Raw genomic sequence first — 23,494 nt, 5'->3', positions numbered from 1 at the left:
TTGTAATACGTTCGGGTTATTACATGTTAAATCAGGGGCGCCAGGTCAGGCAGAGGGCTACCTCGGAAATTGCGGGCCAGTACCGGGATAGCCTGGAACCGGATTCCCGGGCGGCCGACGTGCTGTCCAGAAATATGGCTTTCCTGTCACCGGGTACCTCCTATGCCCTGCTTATCCGGCACGCAGAGCGCCCGAACTTTACCGTGCTCAACTTTCGCAACGATACCCCTATTACAGAAAAAGGTCTGCAGGACTCCTTCAAGCTCGGAAAGCGGCTGCAGGGCCAGAACCTCACAGGATTGTTTTCCAGCCCCGTCCACAGGTGCCAGCAGACTTGCGAGGGAATTCGCCGGGGCGCGAGCCTCAATCACCTGAACATCACGACCCGGCCCACTCTGGGGGAGCCGGGCTCCTATATTGTCAACCCTCTGGTCGTATTCACCTATTTCCTGACCTCCGATGTTTCCGTAGTCATTCGGAAATTCATCGCAAAGGGCAGGATGAGTGGCTTTATGCCCCTGAAGGAGGGGAGCGTCCGGATCATGAAAGACCTACTCGCCGATCTGTCCGGGGAAAATACCCGGAACCTGTACATCACCCATGATGCCGTACTGGCGCCCTTCATAAGCTATTTTACCGGCCAGAAGTTCGGCGATGCTGACTGGATCAACTATCTGGACGGAGCCTTCGTAGCGGTCAAAGACGGTGAAGTGCGGCTGCTCTGGAACGGCAGGGAATATTTCATCGACAGGGAACTGTTTGCCTGAAAGAAAACTCCTTATATTTTGCCTCTGAATTACCTGACGGTAATTTTATGGCACGCCTGCTTTACTACGAGTCGCCCCGCACAGCGGAGTGGCAGACCGAAGTCGTCAACGTTCTCAACAAAGAAGGCAAGTACCACGTGGTACTGGCTGAGACTAACTTTTACCCCGAGGGCGGCGGCCAGCCGGCTGACAGAGGCACGATCGCAGGCATTCCAGTAGAGCACGTATACGAGCAGGTCGGGGAAGTATACCATGTCCTGCCTTCCGCTCCGGCTGATAAGATAGTCGCCTGCAAGCTTGACTTCGCCCGCAGGTTCGACCTGATGCAGCAGCACACCGGCCAGCATCTGCTCTCCGCCGTGATGTTCAACAAGTACGGGTGGGAAACTGGCAGCCTGCACATGGGTGAGGATGAGCTGTCGATCGACGTGCAGACGCCTGATGTCACCCCGGAGGCCCTGAAGGAGATCGAAGCGGCGGCGAACGACGTGGTGACCAGAGATCTGGAGATCAAGACTCACATCGTAACCCCGGAAGAGGCGAAAAAGTTCCCCAACCGTAAGATCCCTCCCACGGCGGGTACCATCCGCATCGTCGAGATCAGCACCCACGACTTCTCTCCCTGCTGTGGTACCCACGTCGCCCGGACGGGTGAGATTGGCATGATCAAGATCACCGGCACCCAGAAAATGAAGAACGAGATGCGCCTGTTCTTCAAGTGCGGCGGGCGGGCTCTCAGGGACTACCAGGCCAAGCAGGAAATTATCACGAAGCTGTCTCAGATGTTCAAGGCAGACCAGGGTAAGCTCCTGGCCCGCATCGAAGCCCATGATGCCGAGGCTAAGGCGCACTGGAAAGAGCTGACTGACCTGAAGGAGAAGCTGCTGAAGGTCGAAGCCGGCGATCTCGCCCGGTCTGCGACGTCTCCGGTCATCCGGAAAACCTACGAGGACAAGAGCTTCAACGACCTGATGTCGCTCTCGAAATACCTGCTGCAGGCGGGAGACTTCATCATGATCCTGGCGTCTGTCCCCGAGAAGCGGCTCCTGTTCGCCCGCAGCGAGAAATATTCGATCGATTGCGGCAAGCTCATGAAAGAGCACCTGGCCGCTTTCAACGGCAAGGGCGGAGGCAAGCCCGCATTCGCTAACGCGGGGTTCAATACCGTGGAAGATATGCAGAAGTTCGAGGCCTTCCTGGCAGATAAGCTGTCGTCCTGATGCTTCAGGGTCATAGCAGGCAGGGCATGATCAGAATATGGGTCCATCCCGTACCCTGCGCTATGCTGCCCACCATTTCCAAGATACTGATAAGATAGTTATCTCTGTGCCCGGGAACGCGGACTAACGCTGCGCTGTGCCAGGATCACAGATTCTGACAGATTGCACGGATTGCACAGATGCTAATCGATGGTAAATTGATTGCTGGTCTATAAAGTCATCTGTGAAATCGGTGGCATCTGTCGTAATCTGTGATCCTGGCACAGCGCAGCGATCGTTTTGCTATCTCGCCCCGCATGAGCAACCAGAAACCATGCGCAGCATACACAGATTTTTAATTACCCTTGCTGTCGATCGGCACCGAAACCATCCGGGCAGGTCAGGATGAGCACGTTACCCCGGCCTCTCTTGATCTTTTTCAAATAACCAGCGTCTTCCAGCTCGGAGATGATCAGGCTGATCTTGGCCTCGGAGTACGGCAGCGATTTTCTCAGGTCCAGCTGAGTGATTCTGCCGCCGTTCTTCTCGATGGTCGCTATCACGCTTTTACAGTCCGGGCGTAGTACGCGTTCCCAAGAGGGCTTCGCATGAGGCTGGTCGACAGGCTGTATGACTTGTTCCTGTTTTGCCTCGGCTTCCACGTTTACTGCAGGTTCGTCCGGCTCCGGCGCTGGAACTGTTCCGGTATCAGACAGTAGCTCATTAAGTTTGCTACTCGTATCCGGCTTACTCGATCTCTCTGCAGGCTTTCTTCTTTTTGCCAGCACATAGCCGGCTATCGCAGATACTATGATGGCGACAAGCACGAACCCTGCGATGGCGGCCGGAAGTAAGCTGTCCTGAAGTATGCCGGGTGTTTCCGGAGCAGCGTTGCCAGGCGGCTGATTATCGGTGACCGGGGGAGCATCTGGCGTCGGCGACGGCAGGTGCTGCCCGAAAATCTCCAGTGCGGTCAGGTTGCTGTCGGGAAACAGCAGCAGGTCGATCTTGTACTCTCCCGAGCCGGAAACTGTAATGTTCTCGTATCCATACAGCGCTTTTGAGCCATATCCGGATGTGGCCGAGATCGTATAATTGCCCTCCGGGATTTTGAGCGAATAGCTGCCGTTGGTCGAAACGACTTTCTGCACTGGCACAGTGTCTATCATTACCACGCTGTGGTTGATCACGTCGAAGGTCGACCAGTCGTACACCTTGCCATATACCGTGGACTCTGCCAGCGCCTGAGGAGTTGCTATCATCGCCAGGGCCAGCAGTAGCAAGCTAAAGGAAAATAACCATATGCCGAGCCTTTTTTTCCCAAATATGGTTAACTCTGGCATACGATCGTTAATTCAGCAATATTGGATATATACTTACTTATCTTAAGTGAAACAATCTCTGGTAAAGTTTTGAATTTCTTGATTGGTCAAATAATCCCGTTGTTACAGAAAGTGGAATAAAGTATGCCTGCATCTACAAAATAAGAATTGTTTTAAAATAACCCGTTCTTCTATCAGCCGTAGTAAAGTAATACTTGCGAGCGTGATTAAGTGACAGGAGTAAAGGGTATAATCTGTATACTAGTCCTTATACTGGTAACATCAGCCAGCCTGGCTGTACCTGTCATGGCCGAACCCTCTGCGTCGGGAAACACTTCGGCAGACAAGTCTCAAGGATTATTTTACTATGGCGATGGCACCCATACAGGAAATACCACCAAACCCAACAAACCACCTCAATATGTACTACCTGTAATACCCCCCGGGGTGCCACGTAACATTGATCCCGTCCGCATTTCCCCGGACGCCTTCACCGGTGCAGCGCCTTCCCTGCCCGCAATCCCGGCTCTCGATGATGGCGGGCAAAAAAAGTACGGTAACTCCGGGAAGGCAGAGAACAGCTCTGGCCAGCGTGAACCTGTAAATATTATTGACAATACCACTAAGTCATCAGAGGGCAAATCGGACAGTTCTCCGGGTATAAAGCAAAACCCGCACTGGCTGAATTCTACCGATGGCAGTTTGAACAACCTGACCAGAGACGACCAGCTCTACACCTCGTGGACCGGGCACCTCGATACACCCCGGGCAATCGACCTGAACAGCTCTGCAGTGAACGGTCAGGGCAACCGTCCTGACACACAATCCGGCGCCAGCAAGGTATACGGCAACCTATCGGGCGACCATATCGATAAGGCAAAGGGAACCGCTCAGGCACGTATTGCGGCCATGCTGGAAAAGGTTGGTACAGTTCAGGCTTACACCCAGAATACGAGCAGCTTAACCGCTGATCAGAAGCTGCGGCTGCTGGCCGAGGCGGACAAGAACGCCAGGTGGCTGAGCGGCAAAGCCGCAGAAATCGTGGCTACAGACGATGTAAATTCCGCTCAAGGTCTCCTGGGTGATACTGAGTCCGGCATGTCGCTGATGGAAGCCGACATTCAGCGGAACATGGGCTTGCTTGCCTGCAACGAGCTCGACTACCGGATCAGCGAAGCGCTCAACGCATCACTGGCGCTCAGCGAACGGCTCGACCGGATGAACCTCGGCGACGCCGATCGGGTGATCGCTAAGCAGTACCTGACCGACTGCCGGGAGCACCTGCTGAACGCAAGCCTCTATTCAGACAGCGCGGCGCAATCTTTCCAGAGCATCGATGGCCAGGCCGAAACCCGCGATAACTACCGGCTGGGCCTTGAGCAGCTGCAGCAGTCGAAGACCGAGCTCAACCTTGCATACCTCGCGATTAACAAAATATTCCACGAAACCGTGGACAACACCAACATCTGAGCTAAAGTGGAAAGGGCCGGCAAACATCCAGCTGCCGGCTCCCTATCACAATTATTACTATACCCCCATCTAAGCTATCCGGGGCCGGGACTGTGAGGTTATCCGGCTCCGGACAGGCTTACCACGTTTTTCAGAGCCGGCTTCGGGCGAGTGAAAACTCGCGGAAACGATTTTATCCTGATCAACCTTAGATTCTTGTAGGTCTGATCATGCCTGCGAATAAGGATCTCGAGCCCTACCGGGAAAAACGCGAGTTTACTCGCACGCCGGAGCCTTACGGCCAGGAGGAACGTCCTGGCAGCCAGCCGGTTTTTGTCGTCCAGAAGCACGACGCGTCCCACCTCCACTACGATTTCAGGCTGGAGGTAGGCGGAGTCCTGAAATCCTGGGCTATCCCCAAAGGCCCTTCGTCCGACCCTACGGTCAAGAGACTGGCGATGCCTACCGAAGATCACCCGGTGGACTACGCCCGCTTCGAGGGCACGATCCCTGAAGGTAACTATGGGGCGGGGACTGTAATGGTCTGGGATATCGGGACGTACAGTAACCTGCGGGAAGCGAAGCCTGCCGGCGGGCAGGCTACGATGGAAAAAGCCGTCAGCGATGGCAAGATAGAGATTAAGCTGGACGGAAAAAAGCTCAAAGGGAACTACGCGCTGATCCGCACCGGCTTACAGGGCAAAGGCTGGCTGTTTTTCAAGATGAAGGATGAGTATGCAAAACCGGGCGTCGACCTCGAGCAGACCGAGCCGGATTCGGTGCTGACCGGGCGAACTCTGGAAGAGATAGCAGAGGGAAAAAAGTAGGAACGATTCCTCGGGCTTATCTCATCAGCATATCTTTTACAACAATTTGGGGGTGCTGGTACCTGGGCACTTTCTCTGTCTTCCTGTTCAGCTGAATGGCCTGAAGCGGGCACCAGTGGAAGCAGGCCTGGCAATAGGCGCAGTTATCTCCCCAGGATACATTTTTATCTGTGACTTTAATATTGGCTGTAGGGCATATCCTCTCGCAGATACCGCAGCCGTTACAACGCTCGTTAGTCTTATAATGCCGGGGCAGGTTGTAGCCTTTAGTGGCTCCGGCTTGCATTACCCTTGTCACCGCGCTCACAATCGCGGATCTCCTGCCGGGTACCGGTGAAATTTCACGCTTAGCAATAACTTCGGAGGCCTCTGCGAGCCTTTTCTCAGATGTCTCCAGCATCTGCTTCCACTCTGCCTTCGGCGTCATCAGGTCGAATCCGACATAAGCGTTGCTGGGCATGTCCAGGATAAATCCGGCCGAGAGCTTCTGGCCTTTCCCCTTTATCATACGTTTGAGGGTATGTAAAGTATTGCCCGGCCCTCCGCCGCACGTGGCGATGCCAAATATGTACGGCTGCCCCGTGATCTTGAGCTTTGTGATGAATTCGGCTACAAATGCCGGCATATCCCAGAAGTAGACCGGGAATACAAGACCTATCACGTCGCCTGATTCTTTAATTTCGGGCATTTTCGCGAGCGATGCCATGTTCGCCAGAGTACCGCCCGGAATAACGTTGTTTAGCCGTCTGGCTACATAGAGCGAGTTACCCGTCCCTGAAAAGTAATATATGGTCGATTTCATGTACCGGCACCGCCGTCTGTCAGATATCATTCATAGAATGGCCTTTAAAACCATATACTTACCCTTTCTTCCCGGAACACCGGCCCGAGTAATCATTGTAGTTTCGGCAGCTGCCAGTGGCGCCATATTGCGAGGAGCCGCAGCACCAGCGTAACTGTGAAGGTGGCGAGCATGATCTCGGGGAGGCCCCACGATTGCCAGTACAGCAGCGCGAAGACAATGGCACCGATAATGGTTGCCGTCGCGTAAAAGTCCGCTTTTAAGATCAGCGGTACTTCAGCTACCAGGACGTCTCTCAGCACGCCTCCTCCGACTCCGGTGATCGCCGCTAACAATACGATGCCGAAGAGGTTCAGTCCCGCGTAGGCTCCCATTCTGGCGCCGAGCACAGTAAAGGCGGCGAGGCCGATGGCGTCGATGACGAGGAACGTCCTGCTTTCGGGATGGGTCAGCGGTGCCACGATCTTCAACGATATCCTGACGGAGAGCATGGCTATTAAGCACCCGATCGCTGCGTACACCGATGGCATGAGGTCGATAAACGCCACCGGCGTCTGGTGTAGCAGGGCGTCCCTGATCAGCCCTCCGGCCAGCGCCGTCACGAACCCCAGGACAGCGATGCCCAATATATCCAGGTTATAGCGTATCCCCTTAAGCGAGCCTGATATGGCGAAGGCAATCGTGCCTGCTGCCGCAAAAAGGGTGAAAATGAGTTCTTCGAGCATATCTGTGGTCATCCTGGCGTCTGAGCTGCTACATATCCATCGTGGTATACCCTTTATACTTTTCCGGAAAATCAATAAAAAAATTAGTCTGCTGCCTGATAGTCGTTGACATAGGTCACTAGCTAAGCCTTATCACGCAACTTTAATATACTGAGCTTGTATTATTAGCGGCCCATGTTTAATAAATTAGTAATGCTGCTCAACAGGCTGCTTAACGCACCTTCCCACAGCTGGTACGATAACAACCGCCTGGTACAGTCCGGGGCAGCCAACCAGTTCGTATATAATCGCTAAGTTCGCAGGCTGCTTTGCCTGCGTCAAATTCTTTTATGAGTAATTCTAATTATTATCAGTAATTAACAGGTTGACAATCATGGAGAACATCTATCCGCCAGAGATCCAGGCGCTGGACCAGAAATACCAGAAAGATGAGACCCTACAGAACGAGCTGGCCCTGGAGAAGGCGAAGCTGAACTATTACCGGGAGCAGTTGAAAAGCAACCCCGGAGATAGCGACCTCCAGCGCCGGATCACATATCATGAATCAGAAGTTGCCCGGCTTGAAGCAGAAATAAAAATGGTGGGATAACTCGGGCCCGGTTATACTGGAGTAGGCTGCACAGTCACAACGACCGTCGGGCTTGGAACGACTGTGACATTGGGAGTTACCACTACTGGCTTTTCCACCACGATCGGCGTTGCGGTCCCCCTGATTTTGGGTATGGACGGCGGCGCGTAAACTCCGCCATCAGGCGTGCTACAGCAGCATAAACACCCTGAGAGGAGCACTCCTCCGAGAATGAGTAAGATTCCCAGCACCAACAGCTTTCTTGACACAACAATCACCACTGTACAGGTATTCAGCACGCATATCCTAAACTTGAAGGGCTGTTTTGGGCGCGAACATTACTAGCCATCAGTTTTTTTAGCGCCGCATCGGACGGATGAAAGCTCGAATAACCCGGGCTGCCCGGGTGGAATTCGGGCTGACCGGGCTCTTTTAAAAATAGTGGTGGAGGGCGATGCCCCGCTCTCCTGCTGTTTCCCTTTTTAAAGCCACGCTGCATAGGTGCAGTGACAGCCGATCTGGCGGGGCAGCCGGGGCAGCTGCTCCAGCTCCGACCAGGCGTACGCAAATTTACCGCTGTGGCAGACGTGGCAGTCGTTCCCGTGTACCGGCAGGACTTTGATACCTTTGCCGAGCCTGGAAGCCTTGAGGCTTGTCAGCTCGCAGGCTGTCAGCGCTTCGTGGATCCTCGTGGTGGCGTAGAGTACCGCCAGAGCTTCTGCATCCTCGGGCTGACTGTTTACTCCACAGGGGTTAGGCCTGTGAAAGGCGAGCACCTGGGTCCAATCAAACACTCCGCCCGTGTACTTCATCATACGATTGCCGGCGTCCTCAAAAGGCTCGCCCAGCAGTACGGATAACGCCAGATGCGCTCCCAGTTCTTTCCGCTGTGTTACCGTCAGTGGCAGGTCATCGTACGGCATCTTTAGCAGGTGCGTGGCTTCGCAGGCCATAATGTCCGGTACTGGTTTCGTCCACCGTGGATCGCAGGTCAGCTGGCTTTCGTAGTAGCGTGCGATGCGGGCCCAGGCTTTTCTCACGTCACCTCTGGTGAGCTGTGTGATCGTTTCTGCCTCCATCTCTGCCTTTGCTTTTTCCATGGCAGCCCGGTATTCGCTGATCTTGCGGTTTCCCTGCTCCGTGAGGCGGAACATGCGGACTTCCGGGACCAGCAGCTCGGCTTGCGCCTGAGTCGTGGAATTTATCAGGGTCGTGATCATTTCCTGTTTTTTACCCTTTGCCTTAATGCCCCTGTCTTCCAGCATCTGCTTTATTTCAGCCGCTTTATACCTGGAGTCTATCTTTTCTTCCAGCGATGCCTCTTCCAGCAGCCCTTCGCTGATAAACCTCGCTATGTTGTGCTCCAGAGGCCCGGCAACCGGAGTCCATGCCTGTTCCATCGTAATGTCCACGCGCTGGCGAGAAAGACACAGCAGCAGCTCGAGCTGGGCTGTGGAAAGACTATTATTGCCAGAGTTATGGTTACCTAAGATATAACTTAGAACATTGACCATTTTCCATCCCCAAAAGAAATATAAACTGATTATATTCTTATCCTTTGTGCTCCTGGCAGTTGCCAAATAATAGCCTGATTTGCATTGGCCCGGGATATCCTTGGGATATGGGGTTTGCGGATGCCAGCTTTCAGCCGTGACAAAATCTTTATCTCCGGCTTGCCATTACATTATTATCTATCGGAGTGTTAGCCTTGCTATCTGTACGCCCTGTTACTTTAGCGCTGATTCTGTTGACTGCATTGTTCTACTGTAGTGTAGCCCCGGGCTGGGCGCAGAGCCCGTTCCCGGACGGCATCCGGTTTGCCGACACTGAAACGAGCATCCCGGCGGGCCAGAACTACAGCCTCGTAATGCAGGTTCTGCTGGACGGCGGCGATTATCCCAGAGGCAGCATAGGCATCTATCTGGTATCCAACAACTCATCCGTCCTGGATATCCCCGATTCCGCCATGGTCGCGACGAACCAGAACGGCACGGCAATTTATAACCTGACTTATGACCAGGTAAAGCCGGGTACGGCGATGGTGACCGCTATCCTGCTGGACAAGCGGACTGGGACCAGGGTATCAAAAAACTACACGATAGTCAATACTGGTAATATTACCGGCATTGTCCTGGATTCTGCGGGAGAGCCTGTGCCGGTTGCAAAAGTTACTCTGTACCAGCCGGTGAACGGCACGATGCAGATCTACCCGGTGGCAGGCAACCCCACGTATTCGGCCAGTAATGCGACAGGCCTACCGGGCTCGTTCAGCCTGGCTAAGATACCTTATGATACTTACTATCTCGAAGCCAGCTTTGCCGATCAGGCTTCCGGTATCAACTACACGCTCGACGGTTCCGGCCAGCCGGTGAACGTCACGATAGCCGGGTATACCATCGCTACTCCGACTCCGGCTGCTACGCCTACGGCTGTGCCGTCGCCGACTGCAGCCGCTACTGCAACTCCGGCTCCGGCTCCGACCCCGTCCGGGGACAGCAGCAAGCAGGTTCTCTGGATTGGCGGGCTGGCGATCGTGCTGGCAATTGTCATCGTAGCAATAGTCCTGTTGACCAGGAAAAAATAGCTTAAAAATGGGTGCGGGAGTAGAAGCGTTAGCTTCTTACTCCGACTTGATCTTATTGACAGGCATCTGGTGGCTGCCCGCTACAACGGCACTTTCACCTGTGTTCTTCCTGATGCGCTCCAGCATCCGCTCTTTCTTGCGAATGGCGTTGATGGCGGCCTTGTCGACCTTTTGCTGCATCTCCTCGAAAGTCATGGGGGTTTCTTCGCCTACTACCTTCTTTACAGGTGTATATGCCGACTCTCTGAACCTGGGGGTGAAGTCCTTTTCCTCGCCGTTGATCACGATATAGGCGCCGCTGCCTTCCTTTACCTCGCCGACGATGTCGATGGCGACTCCTCTGCTGCGGACCGCGCTCATGATCTCTTCAGCGTTCTCCCTTGGGGCGATGATCAGCAGTGCGTCCAGCGATACGCCCAGGTAGTCGATCTTGAGGGTCTCCAGCATCTGCAGTACCGTGGGCTCGACCAGCTTCCGGAGTTTCTCCTCCCGGAAGACCAGCTTGACGTTTGCCGTGCCGGCGATCTCGTACGCGTCTCCCCTGATGCCGCCGTTGGTCACGTCGGTCATGGCGTGGATTTTGCCGATCAGGTTGTGGTCGAAGAGTGCCTTGCATGCTTCGAGGAACTTGACGTTCAGGGTTTTCTCGACCACGTCATGCATGCCGAAGTATAGCGCTGTCGTAGAGACCGTGCCTCCGCCTGCGCCTTCGCTGACCATGACGACGTCGCCCGGCCTGGACTGAATGCGGGCGGTAAGCTCTTCTGCCACACCGACGGCGCCTACGCAGCCGGTCATGCGCTCGCCGATGACCATGTCTCCGCCGATGCGCAGCGTGCTTCCTGTGATCAGCGGTACGCCGATGAGGTCCGATACAGTGGTAATGCCTGCGGTGTAGTCGAAGATCTTCGACACGTCACCATCGTCGGCCACGTGGATATCAGATAATAGGGCAACGGGCTTTGCGCCCATGACGTACAGATCCCGGAGCGATGCCCTGGTCACGTGGAAGCCGGCCAGGAAGGGGAAGTCCGAGAGCCTCGAATGCATTCCGTCTACCGTGACCACCACAAACTTGCCGCCCGCTTTGACTACGCCGGAGTCGTCCATCTGGCCCGAGTCGCACACTGCGTCGGTCTTGCCGATGACCTCGGCGATTTTTTTGTGGGCGTAGAAGTCTCCGCGCCCGCGGGAGCCCACGCCGAACTCTCCCATGGTTACGCCGCAAGGCTGCATCGCGATGATATCGTCCTTGACGTCAAGCGTCGCCTTTGCTTCGGTGATTACGGCACCAGCCAGCCTTTCGGCGCTATCCCTCGAGATGCTCTTGATCTCGAGAATACGGTCGGTCAACTTTTCCAGCAGATCAGGGTCTCGCTTCGCCAGACCTCTCTTCGCGTAGCCTTCAATGTCCATCGTTGCCACCAGTAAAAGGAATAATGTTCGTTTTATTTTCTAAAAACTGTGCCAATCTCACATATATATTTTGCTTATGTGAAGTTTTATCTATAATGGAATAATATATCACGTAAGTGTAACTCGGCAGCCCCTGTAGCGGAGCTGTACTGCAGGTGTTGAAATTGGCAAAAGTACTGGTCGTAGACGATGAGATCGGAATTTGCGAGCTTATCCAGATGGCTTTAACCCACAAAGGCCACGAAGTCCGCTACGCTACTACCGGCGTGGGTGGTATCAAGCTATACAATGAGTACTCACCCGATCTCGTGTTGCTTGACCTGACACTGCCAGACATGGACGGTATGGACTTCGCTAAAAAGATCAAGGGGTCCGGGCAGACAAATACTGCTCCGATTGTTCTAATCTCCGGGCGTATTCTATCCCCGTCCGAGATCGACCCGGCGCTTTTTGCCGGCATCCTGGAAAAGCCTTTCAGTATGGCGAAACTGACCGCAGAAGTGCAGAAGTACCTGCCCAGGGCTTAATCACTCATTTTGACCATTGTAGTGCAGATCGTACTCTGTGATCAGGTGGTTTCCTACTTTGTAGAACGCTGTCAGGTCTACTTGCACTACGCTGTCGATGCTGTCGACGCCGGGACCGCCTACCAGGGAAGGCGTACTGTCTCCGCCTATGATATACGGGATCTGGATCAGAGTGATGTGGTCGATCATCTGGCGGCTGATCAGCTGCCATATCAGCGTCGGTCCGCCTTCCACCATCAGCCGCCGGATTCCCCGGGCGTAGAGGGTATCCATTAGCAGGTCGATGTCAATCCTGTCCCGGCCGCAGACCGCGATTTCCACGCCGGCATTCCTGATTGCCTCTACCTGGCAGGCATCGGCTTTTTCCGAGACGCAGATCAGCGTGGGAGCATCTTTATTGAGCACGTTTGCTGTCAGCGGTATGGAGCCGTCAGAGCAAGGTATGACGCGGATCGGGCTTTTGCCGGGGGCGAGCCGGTTAGTCAGGATAGAGTTGTCGATCTTTATGGTGTTGCTGCCTACCATGATCGCGTCGAACTCTGATCGTTTTTTGTGTAAGAAATAGTGGCTATGCTCGTCCATCAGGCCCATGATGATCTTGCTGGACAGGCCCCGCTTTAGCGTGAGCTTGCCATCTACGGTCATCTCCGATATGACTTCCACGTACGGCCGCCTCATAGCATCAAACCTCTGATCTAAAAGGCGCCGCTGATATATCTCTTTACCGGCCGTCGGACTGTCTTTCCCGGACGCTGATCACGACCTCGTCGCCCCGCCCGAGCCCCGTGTATTCAGAAGCCCTGTCTCCGTTGATGGCGATCTCCACCATGCCGTGGCTGCCAGTCAGCAGTAGCAGGTCTCCTGCCCCGCCGTCATGATATGTGGTAACATAGGTTGCGGCAGTGCCGTTTATCTCTACCGTGTCGCCGAGGAACAGCAGTCCTCCCAGCGCAGTTCCGCCGATGTTGGTGATCACGTTGCCGAAGGGGTCCACAAAAATGACTTGCCCGTGGATGCCATCTTCTTCCAGCACCGGCACCCCGAAGTCCAGGTCGACCGGGTCGAAGATTTCCTCCAGCCCGGGAACACTGTCTCCTGCCGCTACCATGGCGGCCGCCGGCGCAAACACGTCTCTGCCGTGGAAGACCGGGCTCACCGACTTTTCAAAGAATTTCAGATCGGTGATCTCGTAAGCCCTGAACTGTCCCTGGGCCCGGGCAGCCGGCAGCAACAGACCATTATCCGGCCCCACGAACCAGTATTTTTCTCCGAGGATGACCAGCGCCCTGCGGCCGCTTCCTACGCCAGGGTCAACCACGGCAAGGTGGACAGTACCTTTTGGAAAGCTGGCGCTAGCGTATTGCAGGATAAAAGCACCCTGGCTGATATCCCCCTGAGGGATAGAGTTAGTGATGTCGACGGTCCTGATGTGGCTGGATACGGAGGCAATGACGCCCTTCATTATGCCCGGGTAGATATCCCCGAAATCGGTAGTGATCGTTACTATGCCTGGCATAGGTCTCAACGTAGTTTTCAGTTGCCGGAGATTTTATACTTACTTGACAGCAGAACCAGCTTTGTGCCCATCGCCCTGAATTCTCGTCCGCCCTGGTGACGGATGCCCTGCAATTCCCTGAAAACTCTTTCTTTCTGATAATTATGGTTTAATAACAATTCCTTTAAGTCAATAATGGTGAATGATCTATTGAAAAATACTCCTGACAGACGGTGATCAGATGGTCAATATCAAGAACGTGGCATTAAACGATCCCCAGTTCACCATAGAAAAGCAGTGCGACAGGTGTCTCAACGTACTATACTTCTCGGAAGCCGTTGTGACTGACGTGGAGACCGATCTCGAGGGCAATGTCATCCACTCGTCCATCGTGTGCCCGATCTGCGGTAACGTCGTAGTCCTGTACTCCAGAAGTACTGATGCGCAGAACCCGGTCGTAGATCCGGCCTGATGGCTGGACAGGCAGATCGAAAACTTTTACCGGCAGCCTGAAAGGGCCTCCCTAAGGTCATTCCTGATCTTTTTTACTTCATGTAACATCGGTAGCGTACGCTGACGTTATCGTACCTTAAGGTGACGACTGCAATAAAAGGAGATAGAGAGTTTGCAGGCACCCCCGCAAACCATACTTTTAAATTTCTTATACCGCTTTGACCTGCTGGTCGACCTGAGCACTCAGGACCTGGATAAGAGCCTTGTAGTCCTGGTTGGGCATTTCGCTCTCCGTGTCGAGGATCTTTAACGTATAGAGCACGATCTTCGCGCCTCTCTCCGACAGGTGGTACCCGTCCCGGTCCTTGTTGAGGATGCCGGCCGTCAGAAGCGTCTTCAGCAGGCGGTTCAGGATGCCCGGGTTCAGCTCGGTTTCGAACATTATGTCGGTAAACTTGGTTTTACCTTTGCAGATGGTGAACAGTACGTCCATCGTCCCCACGTAAGACAGGGTCTTTAATATTTCCATCTCATTTCCTCCACTTTATACGCTACACATATACCATATGTGTTTGTTCGCTTGTATCGGGTCGATGAATGCCGTAAAAGGCAAGAGAAGCGTTATTTCTTATTATAACTGGCTCTTTCTGCTTTATTAAGCTATCTCTCGCCTTACTACTACAAATAGTAATTAGTAATTATAACTATTTATAAACGTATAACTTGCGTGTACTGACAAATTATACATTTATATGGTTGATATGGCGTATATCAGTGTACGATTTTTACGCGGGTAGTAAAAAATGCAAGGCTATGCCGTGGTCTTCATCGCTCCGAAAACGTACTCTTTGAGATCCATCTCCTCCCCATCTATGTAAAGCCTTGGCCCGGTGATGATGCCATCGAAGTGGAACGGTACGCTTACTTCCCCGCCGAAGCCGGTGTTGTCGCCGAGGGCAATGTGCACGGTATTGCCGACTTTTTCATCCTCCAGCAGAATACCGCACAGCTTCGACTTGGGGTTCATGCCGATGCCGAGCTCGGCGATGTTTCTGGAGTTCCTGCCGAGGTGATCGAAAACTTTGTGCAGCTCGTCTGCATGGCCTCCTTCCGCAGTCACTACATAGCCATCTTTAATCGTCAGCTTGAGCGGCCTGGATAATATTCCGAAATCTCCGAAGGTGCCATCGATAACCGCGGTGCCCTCGGCGCTGAACGGGGCGACGAAGACTTCTCCGCCCGGGAGATTGGTAAACTCGCCGGGATGAGCTACGATACCTGTGTCGGCGTGCCATTTCCTGTGCTCGAAAGTAAAAGTAATGTCGGTGCCTTTGGCGGTTGTTATCCGGGCTTCGTGAATATGTTTCAAGGCATCCATAATCCGATCGATGTTCTTGCTCATCGCGGGATAATCTGCTGTCATACCTCCTCTGGCAAACGTCCTCAACACCAGGTCCTGATCAGTATTCTGGATTGGTATGGACGCACCTCTGGCCCCGGCTTTACAGGCCTCTTTCCGGGCCTGGGTGTGCGACAGGGAGACCGTCGTAGCCATTACGAATACGTCGGTATGCAACAGGGCATGCTCGACAGCCCGGGGCGGCTCCTCGCCGCTGCGGACCCGGGGCTTCATCTCCATCAGCAGCGCGTCGCACCCCGCATCGAGGGCCGCCTGATGGATTGGTATGCCGATGTCCTTTCTCACTGTATCAGTCACTACCAGTACTCTATCCTCCAGGGACACGTTGAGGCAGTCTCTGATTGCCGCTGCCGCGCTTCTCCTGATGTCCGGCCCGATATCCTTCATGCTTGACAGGTTCGCCGCCGGCTTGAAAGATGTACTGATTCTTTATGCCGCCGTCAGGCTCGTTAAACCATATAAACGTGTCATGGACATTGTCTAATGAACAAGTGTGAGGGATCATGAGGCTGACAGTTAACCGCCTGTCCGACGTCGTCGCAGGCTGGAAAGGGCAGCCGCCGGTCTGGGCGGAAGAGCTGAAAAAGATGGGGGTGTCAGACGTCGCTTTCTTTAGCCAGCTGATTGGCCTGTCCGTTTACGACAACAAGGGAACCAGGCTGGGAAGGCTCGAAGATTTGATCGTCAAGCCCGGGGAGCGGTTTCTCGACGTATCCAGCATTGTCTTCTCTACTTTTCCGCAGCGCCATTATATCGTGCCCTGGCACCAGGTAGAAGAAGTCGGCGGCAGGATTCGACTTGCCTTACCGCGGGAGCGAATACCTCCCGGCGAGAAGGAGTCCGCTGACCTGTCGCTGAAAGATACCGTGCTCGACAAGCAGATAGTGGATACCAGCGGCCTGAAAGTGGTGCGGGTCAACGATGTGCTGCTCGCCCGGTTCAACAATGTCCTGTCCGTGATCGGGGTGGATACCGGCATGAAAAGCCTGTTGCGCAGGCTCGGTATCCTGGGCTTTGTCGGCAGGTTCGGGGCTGACCTGCAGGATCATGTGATTCCCTGGTCTTACATGCAGCCCTTGCAGCCGGAACTCCTTTCTCTGCACCTGAAGATCCCCCGCCACGGGATATCCGAGCTTCACCCGGCGGACATCGCCGACATTGTCGAAGAGCTGAACAACCGGCAGCGGGTAGCCCTTCTGAAGTCTATGGACGACGAGGTGGCAGCAGAAACGCTAGAGGAATCCGACATCGATGTCCAGGTCAAGGTGGCCGGGTGCATGAACAAAGTCCGGATGGCCCACATCCTCGAGAATATGTCTCCCGAAGAAGCGGCCGATCTACTCGGCATGCTGCCCGAGGAGAAGTCGGCGGAGCTATTATCCCTGATGAACCGGGAAGAAGCCCAGGAAGTATCCGGCCTCTTAAAGTATCCTGTCCGTTCGGCGGGCGGCATGATGACACCTGACTACGTCACCGTAGGCGTGGATAGAACAGTCGGTGATGCTGTGGAGGAAGTGCGGAAGCTCAGCGAAGAAGTCTGGTCAGTGTACTATATTTACGTGGTCGACAAAGAAAACCGGCTGCAGGGCTACATATCTATGAAAGACCTGCTACTCGCCCGCCGCACCGAGTCCGTGACAGGCATCATGTCTGAAGAAACGGCCAAAGTCACCGTCGACAAGCCCATCGAAGAAATCGCCAGCGTAATGGCAAAGTACGACCTGCTCGCCGTGCCCGTGGTCGACGACAAAGACAGCCTCCTGGGAGTAGTCATCGTAGACGACGTCATTGATCTCGTCGTCCCGCCCCAGTGGAAACAGCAGTTCCCCCGCACCTTCCCCCGCCGGGCCAAGGCCGCAGAGGCCTGAAATATCTGCCGATTGTCTGAACCATGGCGGCACGGCGGCAGGTTGAGATACGATAACAAGATCAACTATTTGAACCACGGCGGCACGGCGACACGGAGACAATGGCGAACTACTACAACCAGTTGGTTATTTGAACCACGGCGGCACGGCGACACGGAGGCAACTGCGATGCCTTAACAGGTTACTCTTTTTAAGTCCACGGCGACACAGAGACAGCGCATTAACCAAATACGGTTTACTGGCCAGGCGTTTCAATATGTCCTTATGATCACGTGACCGGTAAACAATTTTATATAGTGATTCCTGGTTTGTCCCGTATATTAACAAAAGAAGGATCGTCTCCGTGCCTTCAGCCTGCCGTGTCGCCGTGGATCAATAAAAAATGGAGCCCTACTATTCGGGTACGGTTGTCTCTGTGTCGCCGTGGTTCAAATAACCATTCTGTCATCGTTTCTCGAATTGTCGCCGTGTCGTTGTGCCGCCGTGGTTAGAACCTCTGCGTCCCAGTTGTCGGGATAAGGAGCCGTGCCGCCGTGGTTAGAACCTCTGCGTCCCAGTTGTCGGTATATGGGGCTGTGCCGCCGTGGTTTATAAAAAATGACTCTCAGAGGTGGTTGGTGAGCCACCCTTTAGCCTGTCTCACGGCTTCGGCATCGTACGACTTCATCTTGATCTTCACGACGCCGGAAGGGTAAGATCCGAAGGCGATGGTGGGGAACTTTTTTACCGCTTCGTTGAGGGTGGGGACGATATCCGATTCGGGCCGCTGTGTGATCACCCAGTCGACGGTAAGCCGGGGGCCTTTGAACTGGTCTCTGACCAGGTTGAACATGGCCTTCATCTCCGACGGCACTCCGGGGAGCACGTAAATGCGGCCGGCGATGATGAACCCGGGTGCTGTGCCTACGGGGTTGTCGATGACGGCGGCTTTTTCCGGTATGTCTGCCATAACGTAGGCAGCCTCTACCAGCCTGCCGCGCTTCTTCTCTACGATCTTCACGGCATCCGGATCCCGGTACAGGCTAACACCGGCCGCTTTTGCCACTGCATACCGGGTAATGTCATCGTGGGTTGGCCCGAGGCCTCCCGTGATGATCACTTTCTCTGTGGCTGCCTGCTTAATCTCCGACACAATGACATCTACGTCGTCCGGTATCGTGACGATGCGCTTCAGCAGGGCTCCGGTTTCCGCCAGCTGGCGGGCGAGCCACGTCGAGTTGAGGTCTTCCACGTCGCCTGTCAGAAGCTCGTCGCCGATGCAGATGATCGTGACATCCATCTTACCGCCGGCCCATGCGGTTATAGATCAGTCCCACAGTACCAAAGCCGCCTGCGATTAAGGCCATCGGCAGGAAGGGCAGGCAGGGCTGCGATCCGGGTGTAGCCGTGGGCACGGGTGTGGCAGTAGGCGTCGCGGCCGGCGCTGCAGTGGCGGTGGGTACCGGGGTGACGGTCGCCGTCGGCGCAGCTTCCTGAACCAGGGAGATGTTAGTTATTTTCATCTCGTTCAGGTACCTGTCGATGTGCTCCCACTGCAGGTAAACACCGGTAGCATTGCGGTACACTGCAAATTCCTTCTGAGTCGGCGGGTACTGCATCATGTCGAGGAGTTTCTTGTTCGGGTCGATGTTCCCTGCCAGGTTGAACTCTTCCGACGTGTAAACTCTGCCCTTCTCGTCGACAAAGTTAATCTTGAACTGGTACTTGATCCGCTCGTCGGTCGGGTTGGCAATCCAGTAAGATATAGTATAGAACTGGTACTGGGATGGCGGGTAGTTGAAGATCGAGTACCCAGTGGGCATATCCGAAACTTTGACGTCCTTGATCTGGATTTCGATGCCGTTGTCGTCGACCAGTTTGGCTGGTTCGGCATAATAGATCCTGTCTGCGGCATATGCAGGCGCGACAAGCAATAGCGCGAGTAGCGCCGTTATGATCATGATTCTAAGCTTCATGCTTACCACAATCCTCGTGCTCAAGCACGATTACATAGTAACAGGTTAATATAGACTAGCTAGGGCTATTTTACCTTTATCTAACGATGTGGTGACAATGGAGTTAAATTTTGATAGAAATGTGGATGCTGAATTTTCCGCGGTATCATCTCCTGTATACCTCATGAATAATAGTTATAAATTGTTACATATTCCATAACGAATTTGCATAATGCTGTCGGCGTACTCCGAAAAATTTTATATAGTTTAATGAGTATATATCTTTGACCACGGCTATATTCTTTGATTTACGTCAATTGACTAGCAATATCTTTATCTATAAGCAGTTTAATTTATCACAGGGAAACAGTCTATAATGATTATATATTATAGTCAGTTTTAAAAAACCTATGTGGAGGCCAACAATGAGCATACAACAGGTGAAACTGGTCAACACGGTCCTGGATGGTCCTGTGCGTGAAGTTGCCCTTGAAGAGGCGAATGAGAACCTGTCAAGGAATCAGAACACCATCATGATCGACGAGGAGGCCTGGATCACAGTAGAGATGATCGCCACCGGTGCGCTGAGCCCGTGTAATGGCTTCATGAACCGGGATGACTATTCATCTGTCCTCCATACCGGACGGCTCGCAGACGGTACGCCGTGGCCTACTCCGCTATCGTTTGCCATGTCCGGCGAGAAGAACCAGGAAGTCCTGAGAAACCTGAAAAATGGCGATGTAGTAACTCTGATCAACCGGGACAAGCAGCCTGTGGCCAGAATCCACACTGAAGAAGTCTTCGAGTACGACCGGGAGGAGCGTGCCCAGTGCGTCTTCGGCACGACCGATAAACGCCACCCGGGTGTCCGCAGCATCTACGAGCGCATGGGCGAGAGGTCGCTTGCGGGTAAGGTGGAGCTGCTGAACCGGGCCTACTGGGGTGCCTTCGAGAAGTACCGGATGACTCCTGCGGAGAGCTTCGACTACTTCTACAAGAAGAAGGGAGCCCGGACTGTCGTAGGTTTCATCACGGGTGCAAACCCCGTCCACCGGGGCCACGAGCACATCCACCGCGTCGCGCTGGAAAACAACGACATGCTGCTCATTCAGCCGCTGGTCCAGCTGGCTAAGCCAGAGTACATCCGCTCCGAGCACCGCATCCAGGCATACGAGACGCTCATCAACAAGTACTACCCGAAAGACAGGGTCCTGATGAGCCCGCTTCGGGTCACCTACATCTTCGCCGGGCCAAGAGAAGCGATCCTTCATGCCCTTGTATCCCGGAACTTCGGCGCCACCCACTTTGCCATCGGCAGGGACCACGCAGGTGTGGGAAGTTACTACGGTGACTACGAATGCCAGTCGATCTTCGACCGCCTGTACGACGGCGGCTCGAAGGAGCTGGGCATCGAGCTGATGGCGTTCAGCGAAGTCTTCTACTGCTGCCGCTGCGGCACCACCGCAACTGAAAATACCTGCCCGCACGGCAAGCAGTACCGGATCAACATCAGTGGTACCGGTATCCGCGAGCTCATGAGGTATGGGTACCTGCCACCCAAAGAGGTATCCCGGCCGGAAGTATCGAGGATCGGCATGCAGGGTATCCAGCCCAAGGGCCTCGATGAAAATGGCGGTTCGATCTACCCGGTAGGCTCCATCATCAAGAAGATGTTCCCGTTCTACCTCGTGGCCAAGCGCCTCGGGGGGCAGCTCAGAGAGAAGCCCCTGTCCTGGGAGGATCTCACCATCGAGGACGTCGAGCGGGCGCTCATGGATGTCCGGGAAAACGCTGACCGGATCCTCCGGGATATCGCCAGCGACGTCGAGTATAACATGGACGTACGCAGGGACCTGACTCCGCAGTGGAAAGCAGAAGTGGCCGAGTACACCCGGGAACGGCAGCTCAGCCTGATCAAAGCGCTGGACGAGAAAGTCCGGTCTGCCGATCCGAACGCTGATAACAAAATGTTCCAGAGCAAGGCTGAGGCTGAAAAGGAGCTGGAAGTCGCAAAGGTCGTCTACGAAAGCATGTCCGACGGCAAGATCGATAACCGGAAGCTCATCTGGAACCCGCTGAAGTACGAGGAGTACCGGTGAGAGCTAAAAATCATTAAATTTGTGCCTGTAGAGTGCACAGAGGGCATAGGGGGCACGGATAAACAATAATTCCGCATCCTATCATATTATTGATTTCGTGCTCCCTGTGAACCTCTGAGCTCTCTATTGGCCAGATATTGTTATTTAATATTTTTCCTGCGTTGTACAGGGGCGAGAGGAGACGGGAATATTTTTTTTTAGCGTCCGGGCGCTAAGAGCTGGATTTATCTTTCATCGGCGTTTGACGATTTACTGCGAAGGTATCTCAGCCAGCGTGAGGTCCACTTCCTGCCTGACAGGGCCTCTCTGGACGACCATGGTAACGTGGTCGCCCACCTTTTTAGCCCGCACTTCTTTGGTCAGCTGGTCCATATCGCTTACATCCTTCTGATTTGTGGACAAGATCAGGTCTCCCGCTGATATTCCAGCTTCCTCTGCCGGGCTGTTGTTGAAAACCCGGGTGACCAGGATACCTTTGTCCGAGGGCAGATCGTAGTACTGGGAAATCTGGGGGTTGACGCCCACGCCCAGGATACCCAGCCATGGTCGGACTATTCTCCCGTGCTGGATCAGCTCCTGGGCGATGCGTCGGGCTACGTCCACCGGTATAGAGAAGCCGATGCCCTGGGCGAACGGGATGTTGGCCGAGTTGACACCAATGATCTCGCCGGTGGAATTGACCAGCGGCCCGCCGCTGTTGCCCGGGTTGATGTGGGCGTCCGTCTGCATCAGATCTTCGAACACCCCCTGCTCGGCCTGTATGGTCCGATGCAGGGCGCTGATGACTCCGACAGTTACGGTCGGCCCTCGGAGCAGGAACCCGAACGGGTTGCCAAACGCAATCGCTGTCTGGCCGACCCTGACCGTTTCGGAAATGCCAAGCTTTGCCTCCGGAAGATTGTCTCCCTTTATGTTTACCACCGCAATATCGCTTGTAGGGTCGGTACCGACGAGCTTTCCTTTGTACTTTCTGCCGTCGAAGAGCGTAACCTCGATAGTTTCGGCTCCTTCGATAATGTGGTTGTTGGTCAGTATGTAGCCATTATTACCATCGAAAATGACTCCCGAACCCATGCCCCTCAGCGGCACGATGTTCATGTAATAATCGTGAACCAGGCGTACTGTGTTGATGTTGACTACAGATGGCCCTACTTTCTCAATGACCTTGATCATATCATCATCGGATATTGACATGGCACACTCCCGTTAACATATTATTTAGACATTTATATAAAATATATGGCACAATAATGTACAGGCAGAGAATTATTTGGGGCCCCTTATAGTTCAAATGGTGACTCACAAAGCCTTTATCTGGCATGCAGTAGATATTTAATCAGTCATGCCAGAAGCCCGAAACGAACCAAAATTCGAGTGCGAGTGCTGCGGACTCTGCTGTCGCAGAGACCCGTATTACGCCGTATCTTTGCTCGACATCCGAAATATCAGCATGGGGCTGGGATTGCGGCCAGAAGAATTTTTCCGCCAGTACTGCGATGTCGTAACAACGCCCGGGGGATTTAGGTATTCTGTCATCCTGGCGCCTGACGGCTGCCCGTTTCTAAAGAACGCGCTCTGCGGCATCCACCTGGTAAAGCCTATCGGCTGCTGGGTGTTTCCCGAATCGTCCCTTCTGCCGGTCCGGGACCTGAAAAAGCACGTCAACGCCATTCCGACGTGCGCCATCCTGAAGATGCCTGACGTGGATCTGCCGCTGGCTGCAGACCTCGAGTTACTTGCAGCCAGGGATATCCAGTTCGAGCACACAAAACAATACTTCGCGCAGCACGACTCGTTCGAAGAGCGGCCATGGCGTGAAGCAACCGACCGCCTGGCGGAAAAACTCCGTGATGCCGCAGAGATCACCAGGCGGGCAGAGGCAATCCGGGCGAGAGCTGAGGCGCTAACTTCCAGATGAATTCTTGGGCGGGTTAGAATTAAATAAATATAATAAATATGTAAAAATATTCTTATTTGCGGGATATCGGGGTACTTATGCTTGCTATATCCTGAGATCGTAAAACCGTATCTGAACAGAA

At 54.0% G+C, this 23,494-nt stretch carries 23 protein-coding genes; 11 read left to right on the top strand and 12 right to left on the bottom strand.

Annotated features, from left to right (window positions below; all coding sequences use genetic code 11):
• Positions 1-23: 23 nt before the first annotated feature.
• Positions 24-767 (top strand): phosphoglycerate mutase family protein, encoded by a 744-nt coding sequence (locus ACPLPM_RS11910; RefSeq protein ID WP_424356993.1) that lies wholly within the window; start codon positions 24-26, stop codon positions 765-767.
• A 47-nt stretch (positions 768-814) separates the two neighbouring features.
• Positions 815-1,987, top strand: a complete 1,173-nt coding sequence (locus ACPLPM_RS11905) for an alanyl-tRNA editing protein (RefSeq protein WP_424356992.1) — start codon at positions 815-817, stop codon at positions 1,985-1,987.
• A gap of 338 nt (positions 1,988-2,325) precedes the next feature.
• On the opposite strand, the gene ACPLPM_RS11900 is transcribed toward ACPLPM_RS11905, so the two are convergent.
• Positions 2,326-3,309, bottom strand: coding sequence for a helix-turn-helix transcriptional regulator (locus ACPLPM_RS11900; RefSeq protein WP_424356991.1), 984 nt, complete (start codon positions 3,307-3,309; stop codon positions 2,326-2,328).
• A 426-nt stretch (positions 3,310-3,735) separates the two neighbouring features.
• Here ACPLPM_RS11900 and ACPLPM_RS11895 point away from each other — a divergent pair, with 426 nt between their 5' ends.
• Together ACPLPM_RS11895 and ACPLPM_RS11890 are read left to right on the top strand one after the other, a co-directional pair.
• A complete protein-coding gene (locus ACPLPM_RS11895) occupies positions 3,736-4,758 on the top strand; it encodes a hypothetical protein (protein ID WP_424356990.1) in 1,023 nt (340 codons plus the stop codon).
• Between the two features lie 209 nt (positions 4,759-4,967).
• Positions 4,968-5,564 carry a DNA polymerase ligase N-terminal domain-containing protein gene (locus ACPLPM_RS11890; RefSeq protein WP_424356989.1) on the top strand — a complete coding sequence of 199 codons (597 nt, stop codon included), beginning with the start codon at positions 4,968-4,970 and terminating at the stop codon, positions 5,562-5,564.
• A 16-nt stretch (positions 5,565-5,580) separates the two neighbouring features.
• On the opposite strand, the gene ACPLPM_RS11885 is transcribed toward ACPLPM_RS11890, so the two are convergent.
• Both ACPLPM_RS11885 and ACPLPM_RS11880 read right to left on the bottom strand, forming a co-directional pair.
• Positions 5,581-6,366, bottom strand: coding sequence for an EFR1 family ferrodoxin (locus tag ACPLPM_RS11885; RefSeq protein ID WP_424356988.1), 786 nt, complete (start codon positions 6,364-6,366; stop codon positions 5,581-5,583).
• Between the two features lie 92 nt (positions 6,367-6,458).
• Positions 6,459-7,091: a trimeric intracellular cation channel family protein gene (locus tag ACPLPM_RS11880; protein WP_424356987.1), complete on the bottom strand. Its 633-nt coding sequence runs from the start codon at positions 7,089-7,091 to the stop codon at positions 6,459-6,461.
• Positions 7,092-7,464: 373 nt separating this feature from the next.
• On the opposite strand from ACPLPM_RS11880, the gene ACPLPM_RS11875 reads away from it, so the two are divergent.
• On the top strand, positions 7,465-7,680 hold the full coding sequence (locus tag ACPLPM_RS11875) for a hypothetical protein (protein WP_424356986.1): 216 nt from the start codon (positions 7,465-7,467) through the stop codon (positions 7,678-7,680).
• A gap of 461 nt (positions 7,681-8,141) precedes the next feature.
• On the opposite strand, the gene ACPLPM_RS11870 is transcribed toward ACPLPM_RS11875, so the two are convergent.
• A complete protein-coding gene (locus ACPLPM_RS11870; RefSeq protein ID WP_424356985.1) occupies positions 8,142-9,059 on the bottom strand; it encodes an SAP domain-containing protein in 918 nt (305 codons plus the stop codon).
• A 308-nt stretch (positions 9,060-9,367) separates the two neighbouring features.
• On the opposite strand from ACPLPM_RS11870, the gene ACPLPM_RS11865 reads away from it, so the two are divergent.
• Entirely contained in the window at positions 9,368-10,243 is an 876-nt protein-coding gene (locus ACPLPM_RS11865) for a carboxypeptidase-like regulatory domain-containing protein (RefSeq protein ID WP_424356984.1), read from the top strand.
• Positions 10,244-10,279: 36 nt separating this feature from the next.
• Here ACPLPM_RS11865 and ACPLPM_RS11860 read toward each other — a convergent pair whose 3' ends face one another.
• On the bottom strand, positions 10,280-11,659 hold the full coding sequence (locus tag ACPLPM_RS11860; RefSeq protein WP_424356983.1) for an AIR synthase-related protein: 1,380 nt from the start codon (positions 11,657-11,659) through the stop codon (positions 10,280-10,282).
• Between the two features lie 164 nt (positions 11,660-11,823).
• Here ACPLPM_RS11860 and ACPLPM_RS11855 point away from each other — a divergent pair, with 164 nt between their 5' ends.
• A complete protein-coding gene (locus ACPLPM_RS11855; protein WP_424356982.1) occupies positions 11,824-12,186 on the top strand; it encodes a response regulator transcription factor in 363 nt (120 codons plus the stop codon).
• Here ACPLPM_RS11855 and ACPLPM_RS11850 read toward each other — a convergent pair whose 3' ends face one another.
• Entirely contained in the window at positions 12,187-12,864 is a 678-nt protein-coding gene (locus ACPLPM_RS11850) for a RibD family protein (protein WP_424356981.1), read from the bottom strand.
• A 43-nt stretch (positions 12,865-12,907) separates the two neighbouring features.
• Positions 12,908-13,702, bottom strand: a complete 795-nt coding sequence (locus ACPLPM_RS11845) for an SAM hydrolase/SAM-dependent halogenase family protein (RefSeq protein WP_424356980.1) — start codon at positions 13,700-13,702, stop codon at positions 12,908-12,910.
• A 220-nt stretch (positions 13,703-13,922) separates the two neighbouring features.
• Between ACPLPM_RS11845 and ACPLPM_RS11840 the strand changes: the two genes are divergently transcribed.
• Positions 13,923-14,153 carry a hypothetical protein gene (locus ACPLPM_RS11840; RefSeq protein ID WP_424356979.1) on the top strand — a complete coding sequence of 77 codons (231 nt, stop codon included), beginning with the start codon at positions 13,923-13,925 and terminating at the stop codon, positions 14,151-14,153.
• A gap of 189 nt (positions 14,154-14,342) precedes the next feature.
• Here the strand turns inward: ACPLPM_RS11840 and ACPLPM_RS11835 are convergent, their stop codons facing one another.
• Together ACPLPM_RS11835 and ACPLPM_RS11830 are read right to left on the bottom strand one after the other, a co-directional pair.
• Positions 14,343-14,663, bottom strand: coding sequence for a winged helix-turn-helix domain-containing protein (locus ACPLPM_RS11835; RefSeq protein WP_424356978.1), 321 nt, complete (start codon positions 14,661-14,663; stop codon positions 14,343-14,345).
• Positions 14,664-14,945: 282 nt separating this feature from the next.
• Positions 14,946-15,941: an aminopeptidase gene (locus ACPLPM_RS11830; RefSeq protein ID WP_424356977.1), complete on the bottom strand. Its 996-nt coding sequence runs from the start codon at positions 15,939-15,941 to the stop codon at positions 14,946-14,948.
• Between the two features lie 116 nt (positions 15,942-16,057).
• Between ACPLPM_RS11830 and ACPLPM_RS11825 the strand changes: the two genes are divergently transcribed.
• On the top strand, positions 16,058-17,422 hold the full coding sequence (locus tag ACPLPM_RS11825; RefSeq protein ID WP_424356976.1) for a magnesium transporter MgtE N-terminal domain-containing protein: 1,365 nt from the start codon (positions 16,058-16,060) through the stop codon (positions 17,420-17,422).
• A 604-nt stretch (positions 17,423-18,026) separates the two neighbouring features.
• On the opposite strand, the gene ACPLPM_RS11820 is transcribed toward ACPLPM_RS11825, so the two are convergent.
• Positions 18,027-18,701, bottom strand: coding sequence for a competence/damage-inducible protein A (locus tag ACPLPM_RS11820; protein ID WP_424356975.1), 675 nt, complete (start codon positions 18,699-18,701; stop codon positions 18,027-18,029).
• A 1-nt stretch (position 18,702) separates the two neighbouring features.
• Positions 18,703-19,377, bottom strand: a complete 675-nt coding sequence (locus ACPLPM_RS11815) for a hypothetical protein (protein ID WP_424356974.1) — start codon at positions 19,375-19,377, stop codon at positions 18,703-18,705.
• 404 nt (positions 19,378-19,781) lie between these two features.
• Between ACPLPM_RS11815 and ACPLPM_RS11810 the strand changes: the two genes are divergently transcribed.
• Entirely contained in the window at positions 19,782-21,455 is a 1,674-nt protein-coding gene (locus tag ACPLPM_RS11810) for a sulfate adenylyltransferase (protein ID WP_424356973.1), read from the top strand.
• Positions 21,456-21,704: 249 nt separating this feature from the next.
• On the opposite strand, the gene ACPLPM_RS11805 is transcribed toward ACPLPM_RS11810, so the two are convergent.
• Positions 21,705-22,649: a S1C family serine protease gene (locus ACPLPM_RS11805; protein ID WP_424356972.1), complete on the bottom strand. Its 945-nt coding sequence runs from the start codon at positions 22,647-22,649 to the stop codon at positions 21,705-21,707.
• A 148-nt stretch (positions 22,650-22,797) separates the two neighbouring features.
• On the opposite strand from ACPLPM_RS11805, the gene ACPLPM_RS11800 reads away from it, so the two are divergent.
• Positions 22,798-23,373 (top strand): YkgJ family cysteine cluster protein, encoded by a 576-nt coding sequence (locus ACPLPM_RS11800; RefSeq protein ID WP_424356971.1) that lies wholly within the window; start codon positions 22,798-22,800, stop codon positions 23,371-23,373.
• The last annotated feature ends 121 nt before the right edge of the window (positions 23,374-23,494 follow it).

The sequence above is a fragment of the Methanocella sp. MCL-LM genome, assembly GCF_049676595.1.
In the GTDB taxonomy this organism is placed as follows: Archaea; Halobacteriota; Methanocellia; order Methanocellales; family Methanocellaceae; genus Methanocella_A.
This window is presented reverse-complemented; position numbering and strand designations above follow the sequence as displayed.

What these genes read in the sequence shown, in the direction of transcription:
- ACPLPM_RS11910 (WP_424356993.1), top strand. Translation starts at nt 24, where the DNA reads ATGTTAAATCAGGGGCGCCAGGTCAGGCAGAGGGCTACCTCGGAAATT.
- ACPLPM_RS11905 (WP_424356992.1), top strand. Translation starts at nt 815, where the DNA reads ATGGCACGCCTGCTTTACTACGAGTCGCCCCGCACAGCGGAGTGGCAG.
- ACPLPM_RS11900 (WP_424356991.1), bottom strand. Translation starts at nt 3,309, where the DNA reads ATGCCAGAGTTAACCATATTTGGGAAAAAAAGGCTCGGCATATGGTTA.
- ACPLPM_RS11890 (WP_424356989.1), top strand. Translation starts at nt 4,968, where the DNA reads ATGCCTGCGAATAAGGATCTCGAGCCCTACCGGGAAAAACGCGAGTTT.
- ACPLPM_RS11885 (WP_424356988.1), bottom strand. Translation starts at nt 6,366, where the DNA reads ATGAAATCGACCATATATTACTTTTCAGGGACGGGTAACTCGCTCTAT.
- ACPLPM_RS11880 (WP_424356987.1), bottom strand. Translation starts at nt 7,091, where the DNA reads ATGCTCGAAGAACTCATTTTCACCCTTTTTGCGGCAGCAGGCACGATT.
- ACPLPM_RS11875 (WP_424356986.1), top strand. Translation starts at nt 7,465, where the DNA reads ATGGAGAACATCTATCCGCCAGAGATCCAGGCGCTGGACCAGAAATAC.
- ACPLPM_RS11870 (WP_424356985.1), bottom strand. Translation starts at nt 9,059, where the DNA reads ATGGAACAGGCATGGACTCCGGTTGCCGGGCCTCTGGAGCACAACATA.
- ACPLPM_RS11860 (WP_424356983.1), bottom strand. Translation starts at nt 11,659, where the DNA reads ATGGACATTGAAGGCTACGCGAAGAGAGGTCTGGCGAAGCGAGACCCT.
- ACPLPM_RS11850 (WP_424356981.1), bottom strand. Translation starts at nt 12,864, where the DNA reads ATGAGGCGGCCGTACGTGGAAGTCATATCGGAGATGACCGTAGATGGC.
- ACPLPM_RS11845 (WP_424356980.1), bottom strand. Translation starts at nt 13,702, where the DNA reads ATGCCAGGCATAGTAACGATCACTACCGATTTCGGGGATATCTACCCG.
- ACPLPM_RS11840 (WP_424356979.1), top strand. Translation starts at nt 13,923, where the DNA reads ATGGTCAATATCAAGAACGTGGCATTAAACGATCCCCAGTTCACCATA.
- ACPLPM_RS11835 (WP_424356978.1), bottom strand. Translation starts at nt 14,663, where the DNA reads ATGGAAATATTAAAGACCCTGTCTTACGTGGGGACGATGGACGTACTG.
- ACPLPM_RS11830 (WP_424356977.1), bottom strand. Translation starts at nt 15,941, where the DNA reads ATGAAGGATATCGGGCCGGACATCAGGAGAAGCGCGGCAGCGGCAATC.
- ACPLPM_RS11825 (WP_424356976.1), top strand. Translation starts at nt 16,058, where the DNA reads ATGAGGCTGACAGTTAACCGCCTGTCCGACGTCGTCGCAGGCTGGAAA.
- ACPLPM_RS11820 (WP_424356975.1), bottom strand. Translation starts at nt 18,701, where the DNA reads ATGGATGTCACGATCATCTGCATCGGCGACGAGCTTCTGACAGGCGAC.
- ACPLPM_RS11815 (WP_424356974.1), bottom strand. Translation starts at nt 19,377, where the DNA reads ATGAAGCTTAGAATCATGATCATAACGGCGCTACTCGCGCTATTGCTT.
- ACPLPM_RS11810 (WP_424356973.1), top strand. Translation starts at nt 19,782, where the DNA reads ATGAGCATACAACAGGTGAAACTGGTCAACACGGTCCTGGATGGTCCT.
- ACPLPM_RS11805 (WP_424356972.1), bottom strand. Translation starts at nt 22,649, where the DNA reads ATGTCAATATCCGATGATGATATGATCAAGGTCATTGAGAAAGTAGGG.
- ACPLPM_RS11800 (WP_424356971.1), top strand. Translation starts at nt 22,798, where the DNA reads ATGCCAGAAGCCCGAAACGAACCAAAATTCGAGTGCGAGTGCTGCGGA.